Annotated in this window: 15 protein-coding genes; 12 read left to right on the top strand and 3 right to left on the bottom strand. The window is 51.3% G+C overall.

Annotated elements, in window-relative coordinates; translation table 11 throughout:
- Window positions 1-194: 194 nt before the first annotated feature.
- From REH51_RS17580 to REH51_RS17545, 8 genes are all read left to right on the top strand, one after another.
- The gene (locus tag REH51_RS17580; RefSeq protein WP_498937767.1) at window positions 195-1,541 is read left to right on the top strand and encodes a PqiA/YebS family transporter subunit; all 1,347 of its coding nucleotides are present in this window, start codon (window positions 195-197) and stop codon (window positions 1,539-1,541) included.
- Entirely contained in the window at window positions 1,534-3,216 is a 1,683-nt protein-coding gene (pqiB, locus tag REH51_RS17575; protein WP_498936462.1) for an intermembrane transport protein PqiB, read from the top strand. Before REH51_RS17580 ends, pqiB begins: the two co-directional genes overlap by 8 nt.
- 13 nt (window positions 3,217-3,229) lie before the next feature.
- Window positions 3,230-3,817, top strand: a complete 588-nt coding sequence (locus REH51_RS17570; protein WP_009723395.1) for a PqiC family protein — start codon at window positions 3,230-3,232, stop codon at window positions 3,815-3,817.
- Between the two features lie 279 nt (window positions 3,818-4,096).
- Window positions 4,097-5,353 carry a DEAD/DEAH box helicase gene (locus REH51_RS17565; protein ID WP_009723396.1) on the top strand — a complete coding sequence of 419 codons (1,257 nt, stop codon included), beginning with the start codon at window positions 4,097-4,099 and terminating at the stop codon, window positions 5,351-5,353.
- Between the two features lie 77 nt (window positions 5,354-5,430).
- Complete coding sequence (locus REH51_RS17560) at window positions 5,431-5,934, top strand: hypothetical protein (protein ID WP_009723397.1); 504 nt, start codon at window positions 5,431-5,433, stop codon at window positions 5,932-5,934.
- Window positions 5,935-5,942: 8 nt separating this feature from the next.
- Window positions 5,943-7,142 carry an MFS transporter gene (locus REH51_RS17555; RefSeq protein ID WP_009723398.1) on the top strand — a complete coding sequence of 400 codons (1,200 nt, stop codon included), beginning with the start codon at window positions 5,943-5,945 and terminating at the stop codon, window positions 7,140-7,142.
- A 93-nt stretch (window positions 7,143-7,235) separates the two neighbouring features.
- On the top strand, window positions 7,236-8,306 hold the full coding sequence (locus REH51_RS17550; RefSeq protein WP_009723399.1) for an asparaginase: 1,071 nt from the start codon (window positions 7,236-7,238) through the stop codon (window positions 8,304-8,306).
- Between the two features lie 88 nt (window positions 8,307-8,394).
- Window positions 8,395-8,634 (top strand): DUF2789 domain-containing protein, encoded by a 240-nt coding sequence (locus tag REH51_RS17545; RefSeq protein ID WP_009723400.1) that lies wholly within the window; start codon window positions 8,395-8,397, stop codon window positions 8,632-8,634.
- A gap of 40 nt (window positions 8,635-8,674) precedes the next feature.
- Here REH51_RS17545 and REH51_RS17540 read toward each other — a convergent pair whose 3' ends face one another.
- Both REH51_RS17540 and REH51_RS17535 read right to left on the bottom strand, forming a co-directional pair.
- A complete protein-coding gene (locus tag REH51_RS17540; protein WP_009723401.1) occupies window positions 8,675-9,346 on the bottom strand; it encodes a TVP38/TMEM64 family protein in 672 nt (223 codons plus the stop codon).
- Window positions 9,339-9,755 (bottom strand): SRPBCC family protein, encoded by a 417-nt coding sequence (locus REH51_RS17535; protein WP_039869188.1) that lies wholly within the window; start codon window positions 9,753-9,755, stop codon window positions 9,339-9,341. The genes REH51_RS17540 and REH51_RS17535 overlap by 8 nt, the downstream gene beginning before the upstream one ends.
- A 203-nt stretch (window positions 9,756-9,958) precedes the next feature.
- Here REH51_RS17535 and queC point away from each other — a divergent pair, with 203 nt between their 5' ends.
- From queC to REH51_RS17515, 4 genes are read left to right on the top strand one after another with little or no spacing between them, the layout of a single operon-like run.
- Window positions 9,959-10,669, top strand: coding sequence for a 7-cyano-7-deazaguanine synthase QueC (gene queC, locus REH51_RS17530; protein WP_009723403.1), 711 nt, complete (start codon window positions 9,959-9,961; stop codon window positions 10,667-10,669).
- Window positions 10,669-11,313 (top strand): 7-carboxy-7-deazaguanine synthase, encoded by a 645-nt coding sequence (gene queE / locus REH51_RS17525; protein WP_009723404.1) that lies wholly within the window; start codon window positions 10,669-10,671, stop codon window positions 11,311-11,313. Before queC ends, queE begins: the two co-directional genes overlap by 1 nt.
- Complete coding sequence (locus REH51_RS17520; protein WP_009723405.1) at window positions 11,313-12,152, top strand: 6-carboxytetrahydropterin synthase; 840 nt, start codon at window positions 11,313-11,315, stop codon at window positions 12,150-12,152. The genes queE and REH51_RS17520 overlap by 1 nt, the downstream gene beginning before the upstream one ends.
- Window positions 12,149-12,430, top strand: a complete 282-nt coding sequence (locus REH51_RS17515) for a YkgJ family cysteine cluster protein (RefSeq protein WP_009723406.1) — start codon at window positions 12,149-12,151, stop codon at window positions 12,428-12,430. Before REH51_RS17520 ends, REH51_RS17515 begins: the two co-directional genes overlap by 4 nt.
- 8 nt (window positions 12,431-12,438) lie before the next feature.
- Here REH51_RS17515 and REH51_RS17510 read toward each other — a convergent pair whose 3' ends face one another.
- Complete coding sequence (locus tag REH51_RS17510; RefSeq protein ID WP_498936460.1) at window positions 12,439-16,344, bottom strand: ATP-binding protein; 3,906 nt, start codon at window positions 16,342-16,344, stop codon at window positions 12,439-12,441.
- Window positions 16,345-16,371 lie beyond the last annotated feature (27 nt).

Below are 16,371 nucleotides of genomic sequence, written 5' to 3'. Positions count from 1 at the left end.
TTTCCTTAATATCGTAATGTTAGGCACTATCATTAGGCACCATTGCCGGGGCATCCTTGTCTAACTACTTAGTTAGGTCAAGTGCTGTTTTGGTGGCGCGATTATACGACGCGATTTGACAGTGGTATCTGCCCACCGTACTAATTTGAACTCCTCAACGTATTGAGAATTAGCTGTTGCCTCACTATCAGTTTATCAAACGACCTTCTTTGAGGGTGAACACACCTCAGGTCGACTGCCACCCTCCCGAAGCACGCGTTCAACGCAGACGCTTACGCGCCTGTCATGAATGTGACTGGGTCTCTGCGCTTCCTCCACTCGGGTCTGGAGAGAAAGCATCCTGCCCACGCTGCTCGCATGTGCTAGTAAAGCGGCATCGATATCCTGCTCAGAGAAGTATGGCGCTAGCTCTTTCATCCCTGATAGCACTACTTGTGGCAGTGTCGTTTCCCTTTGTAAGCTTTAGTGTCAGTGGCATTGGTAATCGCATAGAACTTTCACAGACCGCCACTACGTTGATCGCTTTTCATCAGCCTATTGTCGCCATTGCTGTCATTATGACCATTGTTGTACTGCCTGCGATTTATCTAATTGGCGTTATCTGGCTCCAATTTGGTTTACTGCGCGGCCATCCAATGCCGTTTAGCCGAGACATCGCCCGTTCACTAGCAAGGCTTAACCCATGGATGATGGCTGATGTCTTCATCGTTGGTGCACTGGTTAGTTTGATAAAAATAGCTGGCATGGCACAAATTGAACTGGGCATCTCTTTCTGGGCATTCAGCGTATTTGCCATCCTTTTACTGTTAACGACGCAATCTATTGATTCGGATTGGATGTGGTTCTCATTAGAGAAAGAGCCCCTCGCGCCTGAAGGCACTCGCACAGGGACGACGGCTGCTAGCCAAGGGATAACCGGCTGCCCGACCTGCGGCCTGATTAATCGCCTTCCTGAGCCTGGAAAGGGACGCTGTCTACGCTGCCATGAAAAGCTCCACCCACGGCTCCCTCATAGCTTACAGCGCACCTGGGCACTGCTTTTTGCAGCAGCGGTAATGTATATACCCGCTAATGTATACCCTATTATGACCACTACCAGTTTAGGGCACTCGTCACCCTCAACGATCATCGGTGGCGTTGTACAACTCATGCAAATGGGCTCTTGGCCAGTAGCCGCTGTAATCTTTGTGGCGAGTGTCATCGTTCCCGTTGGTAAGCTTGTCGCATTGATTTGGCTCTGTATGGTTATAAAACATAGCAACGAACTTAATGCACAAAGCCGCACCCGGCTTTACCGGCTCACTGAATTTATAGGCCGATGGTCGATGGTTGACGTATTTGTAGTTGCCATATTGGTTGCTTTGATTCGTGCTGGTTCTTTAATGTCAATTACACCGGGGCCCGCAGCGCTCGCATTTGCTGCCGTCGTTGTGCTGACAATGTTAGCTGCTATGACATTTGATCCGCGCTTAATTTGGGACCCCCCGCCCCCTAGCTCTCCTCGCCGTAAAACGGCCACCAAGGAAACTGTTGATGGCTAATGATTCAACACCAAAGAAAGCTGACACTAACGACAACAACGACTTACATCGTGCAAAGTCATCACCGCAAACGCGGCTCTCTCCGATTTGGATCGTGCCAATCGTTGCTGTTGTGATCGGGCTTTGGCTTGTCTACGACAACTACGAAAGCCGAGGTACGCTCGTTACGCTAACAATGGACAGCGCGGAAGGTATCGAAGCGGGCAGTACGCTCATTCGAAGTCGAAATGTTGAAATTGGCAGAGTTCAAAACGTTCGCCTGTCTGATGATCTTTCGCACGCGGTCATGACCGCCCGTATTCAACCAGAAGCGGAGGCAATGCTTAGAGAAGATAGCCGGTTCTGGGTAGTGAAGCCACGTATTGGCCGCGAAGGCATCAGCGGCTTTGGCACTGTATTGTCTGGCGCCTATATTCAGCTAGAGGCAGGTCAATCTGATGAGCCTGAGCGCGAGTTTACGGTAAGTGATACACCGCCTGTTGCACCAGCCGGACAGGCTGGCTTGCAAATCAGTCTGGTCAGCCAGCTAGGTAACTCGCTTCGCATAGGCGACCCTGTCTCTTATCAGGGTTATACCGTGGGGCGAGTTGAAGATACTCGCTTTGATACTGAATCTCGCACAATGCACCATCAAGTATTTATTGAAGAACCTTACGGTCAACTGGTGACGGATAGCACTCGTTTTTGGACATCGAGCGGTGTTGATTTTCAACTAGATGCCGACGGTGTACGAGTCAATGTTGAATCCCTTGAAGCGTTGCTGGGAGGCGGTGTTACTTTTGGCGTGCCAGAAGACCTGCCGATGGGGCAGCCAGTAGAGCCTAATGCTCGTTTTAACCTCTATGCAGATGAAAATACTGCCCGAGAAGGAACCTTTAACCGGTATCTTGAATACGTGATGTTGGTCGATGATACCGTTCGCGGGTTATCGAAAGGTGCCCCCGTCGAATTTCGTGGTGTAAGAATCGGCACGGTTGCCTCCGTACCCTGGAATTTTACTGCACCACAGCCCGATTCTCGTTCGCAGTTTGCTATTCCAGTGCTAATTCGAATCGAGCCTCAGCGGCTGGGCATTGAGAACACCGATATTGACATAGAAGAATGGGACTCTCGCTTTAAGCGCCTTTTCGGACTAGGACTACGTGCATCGCTCAAAAATGGCAGCTTATTAACGGGTGCACTTTTCGTTGACCTTAATTTTCAACGTGAATTGGCTAACGAATATGTCGCTGAAACGTTCTCCGAGCGGACAGTATTTCCCTCGGTCGCTGGCGGGTTTGCGCAGATCCAAGCGCAGGTAACCAGCCTACTTGAGAAATTAAACGCGCTTGAAGTTGAACCACTCCTCGCGGGTTTAGACCGAAACTTACAAGCATCTGAAAGTGTTCTCAACGAAATACGTCAGGTAAGCACTTCCATCAATCAGCTGCTGAATGACCCAGATACTCAGGCAGTCAGCGGAAACATAAATGCCACCCTTGAGGAGCTGCGTAGCACCTTGCAAGGTGTATCGCCGTCATCTCCAGCCTATCAAGAATTAACAACGGCTATTCAACGACTTGATCGCTTAATGCGCGACTTACAACCACTTACCCGCACATTAAATGAAAATCCAAGGGCGCTCCTGTTCGATAATCTGGATACCCAAGATCCCGTGCCTCGCGCACCACGTTAAGAAGGAACTTACTATGCGCTGTAAGGCAATCCGCTATGTATCACTGCTTAGCCTTTGCATACTGCTAAGCGCTTGCGCTAGCAGTGTTACACCACCCTCTCGCTACATGCTACCGAGCAAAAGCGCTGTGAATGCGCCAAGCCATTCCATTGGCACACTGCAGGTGCGGCCACCACGTTTAGCACACTATCTAGATGTAGATGGTATCGTCATGCAGCTTGATGACATCACCCTAAATGAAGCCCGTGAACATCAATGGGCTGAAAGTATTGGACGCCAATTAGAGCGTGCATTGCGCGTTCAACTATCTCAAGAGCTTATGTCCGTTCAAGTCGTTCACGCTGACGGCAATGCGCCTGAAGCGCTCACGTTACTGCTTGAAGTTGATCAATTTCAGGGACGACACGACGGGCGGGCGGTGGCCAGCGGACAATGGCAATTACGCAGTGCTGATAACAAACTGCTTGCGCTAAAAAGCTTTTCTGCTGAAACAGAGCTACAGCAGGATGGTTACCCTGCATTGGTACGCTCGCTTGGCGAAAGCTGGGATAAGGTAGCCCTGCAAATTGCCAACGAGATACGCAAAGGAAATTATTTTTAGATGTGCCATTGTTAGGATGCCCCCATCCCTATGTTAAACGCTGAAATGAAGGATCCATGATATACTAAAGGAGTCATCTTTCAGCGCTACCACGTCACCCCCGATTCAGGCCAATGTCTATTTCACCGTCTTGATCGGCAAAAAAATGACCATCGCGGCATCGCACTTTATCTGGCAAACTTCGCTGCCGCGACGGTGTACCATCCTCGCTTTTTGAACATTACGCTCAGTAACGACGACGCCAAGCGACGTCACTTACTAAGCGATTGCGGAGAACGCATGAGCTTTTCTGAACTTGGTCTGCACGACGATTTACTACGCGCGGTTACCGCGCAGGGCTATACACAGCCTACCCCTATTCAACAAAAAGCTATTCCCGTCGTACTTGAAGGTCGCGACATGCTTGCCAGTGCGCAAACTGGCACGGGCAAAACCGCTGGTTTTACGTTACCCATGTTGCAGCGGTTAGCGGATGGCAAACGTCCCGGCAAACGCCAAGTACGCGCGTTAGTGCTCACCCCTACTCGTGAGCTTGCTGCCCAGGTAGGTGAAAGTGTGACCGTTTACGGCAAGCACCTCTCTTTACGCTCGCATATTATTTTCGGCGGTGTTGGCCAACAACCACAAGTTGATGCACTTAAAGCGGGACTTGATGTATTGGTAGCCACCCCAGGTAGACTGTTGGACTTGCATCAGCAAGGTCATGTGGATCTATCGGCGGTCGAAATCCTGGTGCTCGATGAAGCTGACCGCATGCTCGACATGGGATTCATCCATGATATTAAGCGGTTATTACGCCTAGTACCGAAACAGCGCCAAAATCTACTGTTTTCTGCAACCTTTTCCAATGAAATTCAGTTACTGGCGCAACAGCTGCTTAACAATCCGGCGTTGATAGAAGTCGCACCTCGTAATACGACAGCTGAAAAGATTGAGCAAACCATTTACCGAGTAGACCGTGATAAAAAACGCGAGCTGCTAGCTCATTTAATTCAGCAGCATGGCTGGTTTCAGGTACTCGTTTTTACTCGTACCAAGCATGGCGCAAACCGCTTAGCAGAGCAGCTTTCTAAGCAAGACATACCCGCCATGGCCATTCATGGCAATAAGAGCCAAGGTGCTAGAACGCGTGCACTAGGTGCTTTCAAAAGCGGTGATTTACAGGTACTTGTCGCCACTGACATTGCCGCTCGTGGGTTAGATATCAACGAACTCCCTCATGTCGTTAACTTCGACTTACCTAATGTGGCAGAGGACTATGTTCACCGCATTGGACGGACCGGCCGAGCGGGTAGCGATGGAGAGGCAGTTTCGCTCGTATGTGTCGACGAACACGTCTTGCTGAGCGGGATTGAGCGGCTTATTAAGCAAAACCTGCCTAAACGTATCGAGCCCGGTTTTGAACCTGATCCCAACGCCAAGCCAGAGCCCATCGAAAATGGCCGCCGTGGTCAGAAACAACCCCGCGCCAAGCGCAAACCGGAAGGACAAGCAGCGAATACTGGTGGTGAACGTCGCCGACGCGCCCGTCGCTAGCTCTTAGCCTAGGAATATGCGAAGGTTGTCGATTCGCGTATTCCGCTGGTACAGCTTAATTTATTCATGGAGTGATTATGGCGTCATCTCAACTTATTAACGATTATCGCCAGTGGCTTACCTTTCAACGTCAAGAGCAGCTAAGCCGTGAGCACCAAGGTATTTCACAGCGGCTAGAAGATGCACGAGCATCAGCTGGACAGGTACTCCAGGCGTATCGCAGCATGGCAGAAAAGGCCTCTACGGAGGGTGCCTGTTATCGCACGCTTTTCTTACGTGAACGTAATAATAACGAATCGCTGCCCTGTGAAGGGTGGTTATTTGTAAGACGCGTACTCAGCGAAGAGAGCAGCACGCGAGTGCGGGTAACGCTACTTGAAACATTTACGCTGGAAGACGGCATTATTACGCCAGGGGATAAACCTGCACGTAAATTAACCCTCGAAATCTACGATAAACTAGATATTGATAAAGGAATGCGTACCGAGGTGCGCGTAGACTGTTTGGACACGCAGCAAGATTATCACTTCATTACCTTGCTTGATGCGGTTCGCGGCGACTTACGCCCTCATCTCAAATAAGCGTAAGCATGGCATCTCGTCGCGCATGCACCTTTATTATTCTGATGTTCGTGGTAGGGCTTAATTTACGCCCTGCCATGTCATCAGTTGCACCTTTTCTTGCCCGACTGCAAGAAACTGCTGGTTTAAGTCCTGCAGCAGCGGGCATCTTAACTACGTTACCCGTGCTTTTTTTAGGTTTATCAGCCCCTCTTGCCCCGCTGCTGGCCAAGCATATAGGCAGCGAGCGGGCTTTGAGCACTGCACTGCTTTTACTAGCCTGCGGGTTAATCTTAAGAGGCCTGCCAGTTCCTGGCGCGCTTTTTATTGGCTCTGCAATGGCAGGCAGCGCGATTGGCCTTGGCGGCACCCTTCTCCCAGCGCTCGTTAAACGAGAGCTACCCCACAGCGCCGATCTTCTGACAGGCTTATACACCATGGCGTTGTGTTTCGGCGGTGCACTAGGCGCTGGTCTTAGCGTTCCACTGATGCAATGGCTAGGCAGCTGGCAGTTGAGTCTAATGAGCTGGTCACTGTTAGCGCTTGTTGCGCTGGCACTCTGGCTGATCAACATTCCAACGACTCAATGCACCCAGCCCAACCCGAGAACATCTTCTTCGCTTGCCCAGTTAATGCGCAAACCACTTACGTGGCATGTCATGCTGTTCATGGGCATCCAGTCTTCCATGGCTTATATTGTCTTTGGGTGGCTGCCCACGTTATTAGTGTATAGAGGCTATGATGAAGCAGCGGCCGGCTGGACAATGGCCATCTCAATCATGTGTCAACTAGGTTCAGCGCTGGGCGCACCTTGGCTTGCCCGCTTAACCCGTGATCAACGCCCTGCATTGTTACTAGTACTTTTTAGCACTGCACTGGGGCTTTGGATGTTGCTTATTGCACCGCTAGCATGGAAGTGGCCTGGTGCCGTACTGCTTGGCATTGGCCAGGGCGGCAGCTTTAGCCTAGCACTGAGCCTGTTGGTGTTACGAACGGCTAACTCGCGTCTCGCAGGGCAGCTTTCTGGCTTAGTACAGGGTGGGGGCTATACGTTGGCAGCGCTGGGGCCGTTTGGGGTTGGAGTGATGTTGCAAGCCGGAGCAGAGTTAGCCCATATAGCGTGGCTGCTCATTTTACTGATTACTCTTTGTTGCGGGTTCGCATTATTAGCTGGGCGTAACCGTCGACTAGACGATCAAAGTGGCGAATTATTAGTCCATCGCGGCTAACAACCTCTCTCAACAGCACCAACTTCGATACAACTTTTGAGATACGACCACTTAAGCACAACTATTTCGATTCGCCCAATTCAGGAAACGGCTATGAGCATCACTTCTCCTCTGGTAAACGCCGCCCCCACTCAAGAACGTGTGTTGGTGATTTATACGGGTGGCACCATTGGCATGCAGCCAAATGTAAAGGGGCTAACCCCTGGGGGAAATTTTCAAGATCGCATGGCAGACGCATTAAGCCAGCTTCCTTTATTGCATCAACATGCCCTACCTGCCTATGACGTTCTAAGTTATCCATCATTAATCGACTCAAGTGCAGCAACACCACTGACCTGGCAACAGATAGCCAAGGATATTGCTGCTCACCTAGCCACCTATCGTGGATTTGTTGTTATCCACGGAACAGACACCCTAAGCTGGACCGCTTCGAGTCTTGCCTACCAGCTACAAGGGATTGACCGCCCGGTTGTTTTAACAGGATCTATGCATCCTCTTGAAACAGCTAATAGCGATGCGATCGACAACCTCCACGGTGCGCTAAAGTTTGCTGCCAACGCTGAATTACAAGAGGTTGCGATCTATTTTTCAAATCGCCTTCTGAGGGGTTCACGAGCCATCAAACAGCACGCAGAAGCCTTAGATGCCTTTATCTCGCCAAGCTATCCATTTATCGGTGAACGCGTCGGCGACGATTTCATTTATTACCCAAGTAGAGGTCTAGGATTTCAGCAACGTGGCGCCCCACGTTTCGAGCTCTCTGACTATCACACCGTCTCCAATGGCGACGTTATCAGGCTGGCATTGTGGCCAGGCATATCGCCTTGGCAATTGGAAGCCCTGCTGGGTGACTCACGCGTAAAGGGTGCTCTACTCCAGCTTTGGGGATCAGGTAATATACCCAACGACCCGGCTCTGATTGATGTCATCGCTAACGCCAGTGGTGAAGGAAAGCTGTTGGCCGCTATTAGCCAGTGCCCCCAGGGCAGCATTCATCTGGGCGCCTATGCCGCTGGCCATGGCTTGGCAGAAGCGGGCCTATTGTCAGGCGATAACATGACACCAGAGGCGGCTTTCACCAAGCTCATTCATCTACTGGCTCAACCTCTGTCAATGGATGATCGGCGCCAGCGATTTTTAACATCACTTGTCGGCGAGCGCTAAACACCGCACGCCGAGCAATTCGCACTGGCGTCATCACTTATACACGCTATGTTTAAACATACGTTAATAACCAAAAGGAAAGCAGCGTATGGAACAGCCTGTACACCATTTTAGCGAGCTATTTGAACAGCTCGGGCTACGCTCGGATGCACAGTCCATTGAGCACTTTATTGAACGCCACTCTCCTCTACCCAAAGAAATGCCGCTCGCGGATGCTCCCTGCTGGAACGAAGGCCAAGCTGAATTTCTTCGTGAAGCCGTGGAAGAAGATGCCGATTGGGCCGAAGTTGTCGACCATCTTGATGTCTCAATGCACAAAGCCAGCTGACAACAACATTACTATCAGACTGAATAATTGACCAAACTACCTATTTTATTACTGGGCGCGCCGCCTCAACGCGGCGCCTATACCAGCCACCAGCAAAGAGAAGCACCGTAAGTACAACGAGTGGTAAGATCACATCAAATTGCAGTGCATCTTTCTCTTCAACCGCTTCAAGCGCACCGTAAATAGCGCTACTGTAAACCGCCCACTTTGCCGAGAGCCCGATTGCTGCCGCTATCAAGTACCGCTTTAGAGGAATATGCCCTAATCCTGCGGCAAAATTAATCACTGAATGCGGGAAACCCGGTAGAACACGCAGTGCACATTGAGTTAACAGATCACTTCTCTCTTTCAATGTTTCCATTACTTTAAGCGTCAAACCTTTGGGCTGCCAACGCCCCCCGGCTCTCGCTGCTAATAAATAGGCACCCCACGCCCCAGCAACGCTGCTAAGCGTTAACATTAAGGTAGCAACTAAAGGTGGGTAGAAAGGCGCAATTAACCATAGCCCTATACTGCCTGGCAAACCAATTGCCAGTGTGATTGCCATCGTACTCATCACAGCAATCACAATAAGAGGATGGTGTGACATCGTCGCTGCCCAGCGTTTTACAGCCATTAAGTCCGGCGAATACCATAACCAAACATAGGCGAGCATTGCCGCGATAGAAAAACCGGCGGCCCAACGCCAGGAGTGCTTAAAAAAGTTATTCATTTAACCGTGCTTCAACACGCTCCAGAATTTGTCTGCTCACTTTTCCTACTAATGGTTTTGCAGCGCGGTTCACCGCTTTTTCCATTAATCGGTTGCGGATTTCATAACTCAGCGTGAGCGACACCTCTGTACCCTCCGGCACTTCACGCAATTGATAACGACCTTGATTTTTAACGCCTTCTAATGATTCCCACGCCAGCACATTCGGTGGTTTGATCTCGGTTACTGCCACATCAAATGACCAATCCATACCCACCGCACGGACATGCCAGCGATAACGATTATCGCCTAAGGTATCAATTGATCTGATGAGATCAGAATAGTCAGCAAAATCTTCAACTCGGCGTAGCAGTTCGAACACTCTTTCAGGCTGAGCGTTGATAATTTCGCTATGTTCTATGGTGGCCATGGATTCATCCCTTACGACTAGAAAGACCAGCTTAGCATGTTGACCCATGCACATACCGAACAGAAAATAGTACCAATTGCCGCTGCCACTGGCCAGGCAACCCAGCATTGCGTAAACTGCCGCCCTTCCGGACCGGACCCCGGAATCTCATTTAGCGCGACGCTAAAGCACTCAATAAATTCTCCGACCAGTGAGTAATTATTATGTCGTTACCCCAGACCTCTGGCGCAGATGCGTCATCTACCGTTGTGATTTATTCCGGCGGCATGGACTCCTACACCGTTCTTCACCGCGCCATTAAAGAAGGGCTCGACGTTCACGCTCTTTCATTTGATTATGGCCAGCGCCACACAAAAGAACTGGACATAGCAAAAGCAGTTTGTAAGCAGCATAACATTCCCCATCAGATCGTTGATATACGCGCTATTCACGGCTTAATTGATAACTCAGCGCTGACCAACCCAGACCTATCAATGCCCGAAGGCAACTATGCTGCTGACAACCTCCACACCACTGTTGTCCCTAACCGCAACATGATTTTACTTTCGTTAGCCATTGCTAAAGCGGTTAATATCGGTGCAGCGCGTGTCGATTATGGTGCCCATGGCGGTGACCATATTCTCTACCCTGACTGCCGCCCTGAATTTGTTCACGCAATGAACCACGTTGCTGGCATCGCCAATTTTGAACCGGTAACGCTACATGTACCTTATTTAACATCGAGCAAAGCCGATATATTGCGCGATGGCCTAGCGATGGGCCTAGACTACCGTGATACTTGGACCTGCTATGAAGGGCGCGCGCTGGCTTGCGGCAAATGTGGCAGCTGCCATGAGCGTTTGGCGGCGTTTGCGGCTAATGATGTTGTAGACCCTCTGACGTATGAATCTACCCCTGCACAGGTTACCGGCTGATGTATCACGTTAAAGAAGCCTTTTATACCCTGCAGGGCGAAGGTGCACAGGCAGGCCGTGCCAGCGTATTTTGCCGCTTTAGCGGCTGCAACCTGTGGTCTGGGCGTGAAGTTGATCGCGCCAGCGCAAAATGTTCCTTTTGCGACACCGACTTTATCGGTACGGATGGCCTTAACGGTGGACGCTTTAACACAGCAAGTGAACTCGCTGACCACATTAAAGCCCTTTGGCCAATTCATTTGGGAAGAGCGACTCCTTACGTTGTGTTCACCGGCGGCGAGCCATTGCTCCAACTTGATACCCCACTGATCGCATTGTTGCATAGCGATGGATTTGAAGTGGCCGTTGAAACGAATGGCACGGTTGTACCACCGCCAGGAATTGACTGGCTATGTGTTAGCCCTAAGAGCACGAACCCACTGGTGGTCACCTGCGGCGATGAGTTAAAGCTGGTTTTCCCACAATCTGCAGCACCTCCCACTCAGTTCGCCAATTTGGACTTCAACCACTTCTTTTTGCAGCCAATGGACCACGGCATAGCGCATAAAAATCACGAAACTGTGCAGGCAACCACCGCCTATTGCATGGCTAACCCCCAATGGCGACTATCGCTTCAAACGCACAAAATTGCAGGATTTGAGTAATGGCGTTATTTGTAAATCGTCTTAGCCATATTGATGTTTCAGTGTGGTGCCCTACAAAAGGGTTGGTAGGCTGTAGCTGGCAAGTAGATGCTCAGTTGGATGGGGAGTTAGGCGAAGACGGTATGCTTTTTGACTTTGGAGAAGTAAAGCCGTGGATAAAGCGCACGCTCGATAGCGGCCTAGACCATACGCTACTCGTACCTATCAACGCGCCCGGCATTGAAATTACTGACTGCGATGAAGGCATCTGCATTAGAACAGCGTCTCCCTACGAAATGGAAGTTCGTGGCCCGGCCCAAGCGTTTAGCTTGCTCCCTTGGGACACCATCACTCTTGAGCGTGTCACCCACCATTTAAGCTCACAGCTGACGAAGCAAGAGCAACGGCCAGCCAATGTCCATAGTGTCACGCTAACGCTTAGTGACGAGCCTATAGACGGCGCTGCCTACGGTTACACTCACGGACTGAAACGGCATCTCGGCAACTGCCAGCGGATTGCTCATGGCCACCGCTCGCGCCTGTTTATCTGGCAACATCAGGCACGTCAGCCAGCGCTTGAGCAGCGCTGGGCAGCATGGCTAGATAATCGATATTTGCTTGAAAAGGCCGACATTGAAAGTCAGATTGATGAAAAACTGACTTGCCGATACCAGTCTGCACAAGGCACATTTTCGATCACGTTGCCTCAAGAACGCTGCTGTGTACTGCCCAAGCCTACAACCGTCGAGAATATTGCTTTATGGCTTGCCAAGAGTATTGCAGAGCACAGCGGCCATAAAACACTGGTTCAAGCCTTCGAAGGGATTGATAAAGGCGCAACGGCTGAAGCTTCGCCATGAGTAGTCACGTATTTGCAACAGACACCGCCGCCTGCCGAGCAGGCTGCGGTGCTTGCTGTATTGCACCGTCGATTACCTCTTATATACCCGGCATGCCAAATGGCAAACCGGCGGGCGTTCGATGTGTACAGTTAAGTGATGGCAATCTATGCCGGTTATTTGGCGACCCTAGCCGCCCTGCCGTATGTGAGCGGTTCGACTATGATGCTGATGTGTGTGGCGAACACCGAGAAGAGGCGCTCGCCACACTTAACTGGCTGGAATCAACAACGCGTTAGTCACCAGATCAGGTTTCGTTTTCAACACTTACCGCGTGGGGCAACCGTCTATCAAGCAGGCTAACCCAGCGAACAAGCACTGGCGCATCGCTATGGCTCACTTCACTTAATAAGCGCCTAAATGCTTCCTTGGCCTGCAGGTCGTTTGGTGCAATACGGGTTAACCAAAGCTCAAGTGCCGCGAGCTCCTGATGGCGATTTCCATGCTCTCGGGCCTGATTAATCGCCATTTCAGCCAGCGCTTTCACTTCATTAGCTGGGTGCCCAAGCAAATCGCGCACTTTAGCTAGCTGCGTTGCCAACTCAGGCAAAAAGAGTGTTGTGCGCTCTTTAGCAATAACAAGACACTGATCCAGGTAATCTTCAGCCGCTTTTAACTCTCCTAGCTCAATACACGCATCTGAGTACCACAGCACCGGACGCTGATAGCGATCCCGCCCATTCAGCTCTGCCATCTGGTCTAGGCTGTCCCGCACCTGTACTAAGCCACCCTGATCGCCCGCGAGCGCACGCTGCCAGCCAAGAATCCCCTGAGCGGAAATCTGCCACAGCTGTAAATCGGGCGTACCCGTCATGGCAGCAGCACGCTCTGCATGTCGTGCTGCAAGATGCACATGACCAAGCTGACGATAGAGGGCAGCGGCAAACATCAACGCCATGGCAAGCGTACCTGGATGGCCAATTTTTTCAGCTAAACGGATGGCGGAAGATATGTGCCGCTCTGCACGTTGATAATCACCACGTAAGCAAAGCGCCCAGCCTTGGAAAGAAGCGGCGGTTACTTGCGGGTGATCGGAGAACGGCAGCCATTCAATCATCATTGACGCATTGAGCGGGTCAATTTCGTCCAGGTGGTCATGCGCCTGCTGAATGCGCCCAGCCCAGTATTCACAATGCGCCCGCGCATAGTCTGCCAGCCTCTGATAGCGGGGATCTTCTAAACGCCCGGCAATGTCTGCAAGCGTCGAGGCTAACGCAAAGGCATCCGCGTGGGCATAGCGCTGGCTACGGCCGACCCATAAGCCCCACTTGACCAAAAATATTTGCTCAAGATCTTCTGGATCTTCCGTGGCAGTGCTACCCGACTGGCGAAGCAGCTCTCTGGCACGCACAAAGCTTTCATGTGCGGTGGGCGAACCATGCCCTTCTAAGGCGAAGGCTGCTTGACCACGCACGGTGAGCAAGCTAACTTCGCGCTCAACTTCATGATCAACATGACGCAGACTAGCAAGACCAAAGTCCGCCATGCGCAGTGCCGTTCGGTTAGCACTCACCTTGAGGGCTTCCCGTGCGGCCAGCTCAAAGTAACGAGCGCCCCTGGCGTAATGGCCACTGCGGCGTAAGTGGGTTGCAAAATCACCTGGGTGGCGGCTAATCCATACAGGGAAGCGTTCTTCAATCAGCGTGACTACCTGCTGATGAAGCTTAACGCGCACGTCCCTAGGACATGAAAGATAAGCAGCTTCTTGAAGCAGTTGGTGGCTAAACTGATGTTCTGGCTCACCCCCTTCTTTATCCACCGGTTCTATAATTTCCAGCTGCCGCATGTGCTCAATCGCTTGGGACAGGCGCGGCTTTTCCCAACCACTGCACTCTTGCAGAAAATCAAGACGGAAACGCTTACCTAATACCGCCGCTACGTGGGCAATTTCCCGATCACCTTCCAACTGATCAATACGGCTGGCCAGCAGCCCTAGCAGACCCTTTGGTAACTCATCAAACTGCACACTGCGACCTTCACGGCGATCCATATCCAAACGCCGGCAAATCTCTTGCATATACAACGGCACACCATCACAACGCTCAATAATTTGGTTGCGTAGCCGCGGGCTTAAGTGGATGCGGTACCGACGGGATAACTGAGAAAGCAAACGTGAAGACTGCAGTGCATCCAGCCTGCCAAGAGTAATTTGCTGGTCCCAGTGCAGTTTGACCGGCAGTGACTCTCGGCCATGGTGGCTAGCTACCAGCATGAAGGCCGTATTGATCGGTAACCGAGCCTGTAGCCCTCCCAACACTTTGAACGAAGGTTCATCAAGCCATTGCAGGTCATCAATCATTAGTACCAATGTACGTGAACTAGCTTGATGATCAATTAGGCGGTGTAAGAGCTTTACGACTAGCTCAATGGCCTCACCATTCTGGGTCAACTGGGCAACTTCTTGGACATCACGGACACCGAGCGCCTCTTCAAGCAACTGCTGACGCTCATCATCCAGAGGTTCCAATGAAAGTGTCTCTTGTAACTGTCGAACATCCCCACAGGTTGGCGTTGCTTCTAGATACCAAGCGAGCAAAGTACGTGCGACACCATAGGGTTCTAGCACCGATAGCCGCGTCGTTGGCTGCCAACAAATGGCAGCATCACGGCTCAACTCTAATTGGCGAAACCCCACCATCAGGGCAGATTTACCCATCCCTGACGCACCGCGAACCAGAACGCTTTGGCGCAAACCAATACCGGCTCTCGCCAGCGCGTCTCTTAGCGTGCGTAGTGATGTTTCTCGACCCACTAAACTGGGCGGCAACGCATCCCTACCGCCTTCATTCACCCCCAGGACTAGCGCTCTTAAACGAACGCGGCCATCACTAGCCACCAAGCGAGAGACCAGCCGCGGCTGCAAATCAAGCGCAGGGGGCATGTGCTGGCTGGCTTCTTGAGAGATTACCAGTTCGCTGCCCTCTGCAGCGCTCATTAACTCCAATGACACTTGGGTCACTTGGCCAAGTGGGTCAGCTAACTGACGTTCAGGAAGATAAACTCCCCTTCCACTATTAAGGCCTGCGGCGAGCTCAAATTTGGGGGGTTCACCATCACCTATCCAGTGACGCTGAGACTCTAAAGGTAACGCCAGACGGCAGTGTTCATAAAGCGCAACCAACTCTGCCAACTGATGAGCCGGACCATGGGTACCAAAGCAGGCCAAGCCAAGCCCACCTGTTGCGCCCGGCAACCAGAAGCCACCTAAGTGATGACACTGCTGTTCTAACCAGCGCAGTAGCTCTAATTGAAGCGCCAAACAGTTTCGGGTAGCCGCACGGTCTTGCCAGTCGCCTTGTAACTTAAGCCGAATAGCCATTACAGATAATTGGCGCAGCTCAATTTCATCTTCGCGAAGAGGTTTACTATCTGCCGCCAGTACGCGAGAAAAAGCGCCTTGCGGGCTCATTACGCGCGGATCATGGTGACCATCTGACCAATAATTAGCTAACTGTAGAAAGCTTGGCTCAGGCTGCTGACCAGAAAGCGCTAACAACTGTAAATAGCTGTTGTACTGCTCATGAGCAGCCGCCATCTGATTTTGCTCGGCCAACTGACGCACCAGTCGCTCATGAAATGGACCGTAGCCAGAAAAGCGACTGACTAATCCTTCCAATAGGTTGTCGGGTACATCAGTGTGGGCATCTAACACCTGTTCAGCGAAACGAATGACGCGTTGACGCCACTCATTTCGCACCTGAACTAACCAACGCTGAAATTCACTGCAGTTGGCAAGCTGAAGTTCCTCTATCAAATCACCCTGATAACACGACATCACATCTTCGAGGTTAGCTAAATCTCGAGGCCCTTCCAGCAATTGCTGTAATTCGTGCAGATCAACTCGCCAGTGGGCGGGCAATTGAAAAGCGATGGTCTGGCGGGATACGTTCAACACTTGCTCGGCATTGTCCCCCATCGACTGACGCAGACAGTGAAGCGCATGACGTAGGTTGGTTCTGCCCGATGACAACCCTTGGTCTGGCCAAAGTAACTCTGCGAGGGAAGCCCGATTGACTGGCTGTCGGTGCAGCAGCAAATAAACGAGCAGCGCTTTTACCTTGTCATAACTGAAGTGCGTCAGCACATCTTCTCCTTGTGATAAAGAGAAATGGCCAAACAGGGTCAGTTGGTCTGTCTCACGAGCATCGCGCATGATACATATCCTACCTAGACTAGCAGT

The organism is Halomonas bluephagenesis (assembly GCF_054790765.1).
Note: the sequence above shows the minus strand (reverse complement) of the source record. Positions and strands in the feature narration are given on the sequence as shown.